Below are 6,000 nucleotides of genomic sequence, written 5' to 3' on the forward strand. Positions count from 1 at the left end.
GCCGTGCACGCGCTGGGGCATTGCGCCGGCGAATGTGTGGGTTAAGTACCCCGGAGTTGCCGCGGAGGGCTAAACGCCCCACGTTCGACGAGTCGGCCGCGCACGCGCTGCGGCATTGCGTCGCCGAGTGTGTGGGTTAAGTACCCCGGAGTTGCCGCGGAGGGCTAAACGCCCCACGTTCGACGAGTCGGCCGTGCGCGCCCTGCGGCATTGCGTCGCCGAGTCGGCCCGCAACCGCAAGACGAGCCTATTCAGCCGCCCGCCTGCGTGCTAAATTACGGTGCCAATGGCATCGAAAACCAATTCCCCGGGCGGCTCGGTCGCGTTCACGCCGGCGACGCTGGGCCCGTTGACGTTGAAGAACCGGTTCATCAAGGCGGCGACTTTCGAGGGTCGGATGCCGCGCGGTGAGGTGACCGACGACCTGATCGACTTCCACGTGGAGGTGGCGCGCGGGGGTGCGGCGATGACGACCGTGGCCTACTGCGCGATTTCACCCGGCGGCCGAGTGCATCGCGACACCATGGTGCTCGACGGCCGGCGGGCGGCTGCGCTGCGCCGGTTGACCGACGCCGTGCACGCCCACGACACGCTGGTGTCCGCCCAGATCGGACACGCGGGTCTGGTGGCCAACACAAGGTCCAACCGCACCGGCACGCTGGCGCCGTCGACGCGATTCAGCGCCCCGGCGATGGGCCTGGTCCGTGCCGCTACGACCGAGCAACTCGACGAAGTCATCGACGACTTCGGCGCCGCCGCCCGCAATGCCGTCGACGCGGGCTTCGACGCAATCGAACTCCACCTCGGTCACGGCTACCTGTTGAGTTCGTTCCTCAGCCCGAATCTCAACAAGCGCACCGACCGCTACGGCGGTGACACGGTGCGTCGTGCCGAATTGGCCCGCCGAGTCGCCGAGCGGGTGCGTCGCGAGGCCGGCGATGCCGTCGCGGTGACGGCGAAGTTCAACATGGACGACGGAGTCAGAGGCGGTTTCTGGCTTACCGACAGCCTGCCCACCGCGCGACTGCTCGAATCCGACGGCCACCTCGATGCCCTCGAACTGACCGGCGGCAGTTCCCTGCAGAACCCCATGTACTACTTCCGCGGCGAGGTGCCGATGGCCGAGTTCATCGCCTCCCAACCCGCTGTCGTCGGGCTGGGACTGCGTGTCATCGGCCGGCGCATGTTCCGCACCTACCCGTTCGAAGAGGCGTACTTCCTGCCGCTGGCACGGCAGTTCCGCGACGCGCTGACGATGCCGCTGATCCTGCTCGGCGGGGTGAACACGATGGACACCGTCGAGACCGCGCTAGGCGAAGGATTCGAATTCGTCGCCATGGCCCGCGCGCTGCTCCGGGACCCCGGCTTGGTCAACAAGTTCCGTTCGGACGCTGTGCGGGAAGGACTGTGCGTGCACTGCACGAAATGCATGGCGACCATCTACGACGGGACGCGGTGCGTGCTGCGCCCGACCGCCGCCGCAGCCGTCTGAGGAGGGCACGACCCATGGGTACCTACGTAGTCACTGGAGCCGCATCAGGAATGGGTGCGGCCGTCGCCAACCGGCTGCGGGCCGCGGGCCACACCGTGATCGGCGTCGACATCAAACAGGCCGACGTCGTTGCGGACCTCTCGACAACCGGCGGACGAACCGACGCCGCACAACAGGCGCTCGCCGCTGCCGATGGGCGCATTGATGGCGCCGTCCTGGCTGCCGGTCTCGGGCCCAGCAGCGGTGCCGATCGTCCCCGCCTGATCGCTCAGGTCAACTACCTGGGCGTGGTCGAGCCACTGCAACAGTGGCGCGACGCCTTGGCCGCGGCCGGAAACGCGAAAGTTGTTGTCATTGGCAGCAATTCGACGACGACCACGCCGCTGGTTCCCAAGCGCACGGTGCGGGCGCTGCTCGGCGGGGACGTCGACAAGGCTTTGCGCAGCGTACGCCCCTTCGGCCCGGCGCGGCCCGCCATCATGTATGCGGCCTCGAAGATCGCGGTCAGCCGATGGGTGCGCCGCCACGCCGTGCAACCCGAGTGGGCCGGAGCGGGCATACGGCTCAACGCCCTGGCCCCCGGGGCGGTGTTGACGCCACTCCTGGAGGAGCAGCTGGCCAGCCCGCGGCAAGGCAAAGCCGTGCAGCGGTTTCCCATCCCGGTCGGCGGCTTCGGCGATCCTGAGCACCTCGCCGCCTGGGCGGAAATGATGCTGTCCGACGCGGCCGACTTCCTGTGTGGCAGCGTCATCTTCGTCGACGGTGGCACCGATGCCCACTTCCGACCCGACGCCTGGCCGCGACCGGTGCCGGCGCGTCAGCTCATCACCTACCTGTGGCGGTTCCGGGGTTAAACGGACTAGCCCTGCGGCGGGACGCGCCGGCTTTCTGATTAGCTGGTGACAATTCGGCATGGGAGCGGCACGTGATCACCTTGGACCGGTTGGTAAACGTCCTCGGCAGCTATGGTGTCCGCCTCCGCTGGTCCGCGGTGCCGAGGTCGACCGAACTGCGCAACGTGGTTATCCACGAATCGTTTTCCGACCGCCCCGTATTGGGTGACGTGCTGTTGGCCATCGGGGCCGACTCGTTGGCGGAAGCGGTGCGCTGGGCTGTGTCGGCCCACGCCGTCGTGGTGTTGATGCGCGACACCAAGGAACCCATCTCGTTCGACGGCGAGGCCGGGGTCGGCGCCGTGATGCTGGTCGACGAGGCGCTTTCCTGGAGCGAGTTGGCGGCGGTGGTCTACGGGCTTGTACTGGAAGGCCGCGAGACCGAATCGGGCCGCGGCCCAACCGATTTGTTCGCCCTCGCCGACAGCCTGGCCGATGCGATCGGCAGTGCGGTGGTCATCCACGACGAATTGCTGCAGGTGCTGGCCTATTCGCGGCACCAGCTGCCCGCCGACCCGGCCCGAGTGGAGACGATTCTGGAACGCCAGGTACCCGAGGCCCTGCGGGCGTCCTTGCAGGCCCGCGGAGTCTTGGCACACCTGGCGAACTCCGACGACCCGCTGTTCGTCCCCGCCGACGCCGAACACGGTCTGACCGGCCGCATGGCGGTGGCGGTGCGATCGGGACGGGAAATCATGGGGTCGGTGTGGGTGGGGTGTACCGAGCCGCTGGACGGGGCCGCGCGCAACGCGCTGGCCGAGAGCGCTCACACGGTGGCCCTGCACCTGCTGCGATCACGAGCCAGCGCGGACCTCGAGCGTCAGGTCGAATCCGAGTTGGTGATCCGGTCGCTCGAGGGCACCCCGGACGCCGCCACCCTGGTGAGCCGGCTGGGCCTGCCGAACAGCAGGCTGCGGGTGATCGCGGTGCAGGCCTTCATTGGGCAGGACCGAGACGCCGCTCTGCTGTTGGCGTTCGAGCGGGCCACCGCCGGGTTCGGCTGGTCCCGGCCGGGCCGCAGCGCCCTGGTGGGCAGCACCGTCTACACATTGCTTCCGGGTGGGCCGGCGGCGGCGCGCCGCTGGGTCACCGGATTGCAGGCCTCCTTGCCTGATCAGGTGACGCTGTTGGCCGGCATCAGCGGCGCCGCCGCAGTGGCAGACCTTGCCGCCGCACGCCACGAGGCCGACGAGTGCCTCGCGCTGCACGAGTTGTCGCCGGAGACCGCACCCCCGGTCTATGACGAGTCGTGGGATGACATCCTGCTGCAGCGACTGCGCACCGCATCCCGGACGGGTCGGGCCCCGGACCGTGGACCGGTCGCCGATTTGCGCCGCCACGACGCCGCACATGGCACGGAATATGTTGCGACACTTAAGGCTTGGCTGGAGGGTCAGGGCGACCCGGCAGAGGCGGGTGAACGTCTTGGCGTACACGAGAACACCGTGCGCTACCGGATGCGCAAGATGGCCGAGATCACCAACCTGACGCTGGACGACGCCAAGAAGCGGCTGGCCATGATGATCCAACTCGCTGCCGGCGACGCCGACTAGCAAGGCACAACCCGCCCAGGAACTCAACGCACGATTCCGCGGCCTCGCAATTGTCGAAATTCGACAATCCGCCGTCGCGGCATTGTCGGATCGCGTCAAACGCTGCGCTTACAGCGACGGCAGTATCGGAAGTAACACCGAAGTTACTTGCGGAGGCTGCGATGTACGTCGACCAGGTTGACCGAGCGCCGCCACCGTGACGCCATAACACGATCACGGGTCGGCGGTTAGTCGTACGCGCGCCGATCCGCACTTCACCACACCTCGCGTGAGTCGATACGCAGTCCGGAGCAGCGGGACGATTCCTCCCCTGTAGTTCCGCGCTTTCAGACCAGTCGAACTCGCGCTCACAAAGTCGTCAGGGGCGGTTGCTGCGCTCTTGAGCCCGCCCCTGGCGACGTCCAGCGGACGCCGAACGGGGGATCAGACAGGTGGCGGCCTTCTTGAAGCCTTGGCATCCGCAAACACGCTTGCCCACAAACAAATCAACGGACATCCGGACGGAGCCCACATCTGTTCAACGACGAGGAGAGGGGTCATGACATGAGGAACCGATTTCTGCGCCGCGTCGCTCTGGCGCTAGGCAGCGTGATCGCTGCCGTAGCAATGCCATTCGCACTTGTCGCACCGGCGAGCGCCCATACCGATGCGAAACAGTTACCCTACTGGGGCCAGAAGTACTACGGCTCGATCGCCGTCGCCACGGACGGTTCGATGGGTCACGCGGTGCGCCAGAAGTCACGTACGCAAGCCGAGCAGCAGGCGTTGCAATCGTGCGGCAGCCACTGCGATATTGCCGTCACCTTCACCCTGTGCGGTGCCGTCGCGCACGATGGCGACAGGTACCACGGGGGAGCGGGCCTCGACCGCAACCAGGCTGGCCATGACGCGATGTCCAGGCTCGGTGGCGGGCGAGTTGTCGTAACCGCCTGCAACTAGTCGCCCGCCCGAAACCCGCTTCCCTGCAGCGTGATCCGTCCGGGTCGTCAGTCAGCCCATTGCGCGGTGAACGCGGCCACTGACTTGGCGACCCGGTCGCGGGCGGCGTCGGGGTCGGGGAAGACACCGGCTAGGCCCTCGACGGCGCGGTCTGCCAGCGGTCGCCACTTCTCGACCCAACCATTGATGACCTCGCGGTTGGCCGGGTTGGCCGCGAGCGCGTACCGGGCCAGCGCGATGTGCCAGGCCTGACTGCGGGTGGTGTCGACCCGGGACTCCTGCAGCAGGGCAGCGGTCAGGCCGTCGCCCCGCTCACTGGCCAGGTCGACGAACGCCTCCTTGAGCAGCGCGTCGAGTGCTGGCTTGACGGCCAGGTTCAACGCGACGAAGGCTTCGCCCCAGTCGTAGGCCAGCAGCAGGCGTTCCAGCGTCTCGCGGGCGGGTTGCCACAGCTCATCGTTCTCCCAAATGCGCCGGGTCTCTTCGGTGTTGGCCAGGTGGGTGCCGTGGGACAGGGACAGGGACTTGGCCCGGTAGGCGACCCACTGCAGTGCCCGGAGTTCGTCGGCGGCCTGGAAGAACGCCGCATTGGTGATGTACGCGCTGGGCGCCAGTTGTCCCACGTAGAGGCTGGTGATCTGCAGGACGTGGAACAGGTAGCGGCTGGGCACGTAGACGCGGTTGAGTGTCTCCACCCAGTCAGAGTTGAGCGTCGCGTCGTGGTCGAGCGCCTCGTAGTGGTCGACGACGCCCTCCGCGTACACCTCACGGTCGTGCTGCAGCGCGATGTAGCGGCGGTAGTTCAGTGCCGCCGGGTCACGGAAACCCTCCCAGTCCTCGGCCTGCAGCGGTGAGCCCTCGCGGTGCTTGAGGTACCAGCGGTTGATGGCGCTGCCGGGGTCGAGGTCGAACGGGGCCGGCTTCCGGTTGAAGTGGTAGTGGAAGTTGCCGGTGACGGCCTCGTATTCAGTGGGTTTGCGTCGGGTGTCCCCGTTGAGGCTCCACGTCTTGCGCGGGCGGGCTTTTGCGGTGGTCATGGGTGGTCAGTCCTTAAGTTCGTAGGTGCAGTTACTTCGTGTTGTTACGTTGTGCTGTGACCCGGGCGGGTCGGGTGAGGTTGTTG

Annotated in this window: 5 protein-coding genes; 4 read left to right on the top strand and 1 reads right to left on the bottom strand. The window is 67.3% G+C overall.

The genetic code is table 11. From position 1 onward, the window contains the following. The first annotated feature begins 286 nt into the window (after positions 1 to 286). The 4 genes from BST27_RS08930 (at position 287) to BST27_RS08945 (ending at position 4,877) form a co-directional block, all read left to right on the top strand. Positions 287 to 1,492, top strand: coding sequence for an NADH:flavin oxidoreductase (locus tag BST27_RS08930; RefSeq protein WP_069422605.1), 1,206 nt, complete (start codon positions 287 to 289; stop codon positions 1,490 to 1,492). A 14-nt stretch (positions 1,493 to 1,506) separates the two neighbouring features. Then, positions 1,507 to 2,346 (top strand): SDR family oxidoreductase, encoded by an 840-nt coding sequence (locus BST27_RS08935; protein WP_069422606.1) that lies wholly within the window; start codon positions 1,507 to 1,509, stop codon positions 2,344 to 2,346. A 71-nt stretch (positions 2,347 to 2,417) separates the two neighbouring features. Next, positions 2,418 to 3,938, top strand: coding sequence for a PucR family transcriptional regulator (locus BST27_RS08940; protein ID WP_069422607.1), 1,521 nt, complete (start codon positions 2,418 to 2,420; stop codon positions 3,936 to 3,938). Between the two features lie 543 nt (positions 3,939 to 4,481). Beyond that, on the top strand, positions 4,482 to 4,877 hold the full coding sequence (locus BST27_RS08945; RefSeq protein ID WP_069422608.1) for a DUF4189 domain-containing protein: 396 nt from the start codon (positions 4,482 to 4,484) through the stop codon (positions 4,875 to 4,877). A 47-nt stretch (positions 4,878 to 4,924) separates the two neighbouring features. Here BST27_RS08945 and BST27_RS08950 read toward each other — a convergent pair whose 3' ends face one another. After that, complete coding sequence (locus BST27_RS08950; RefSeq protein ID WP_069422609.1) at positions 4,925 to 5,914, bottom strand: aromatic/alkene monooxygenase hydroxylase subunit beta; 990 nt, start codon at positions 5,912 to 5,914, stop codon at positions 4,925 to 4,927. Positions 5,915 to 6,000: the final 86 nt, after the last annotated feature.

This window comes from Mycobacterium intermedium (assembly GCF_002086275.1).
GTDB lineage: Bacteria > Actinomycetota > Actinomycetes > Mycobacteriales > Mycobacteriaceae > Mycobacterium > Mycobacterium intermedium.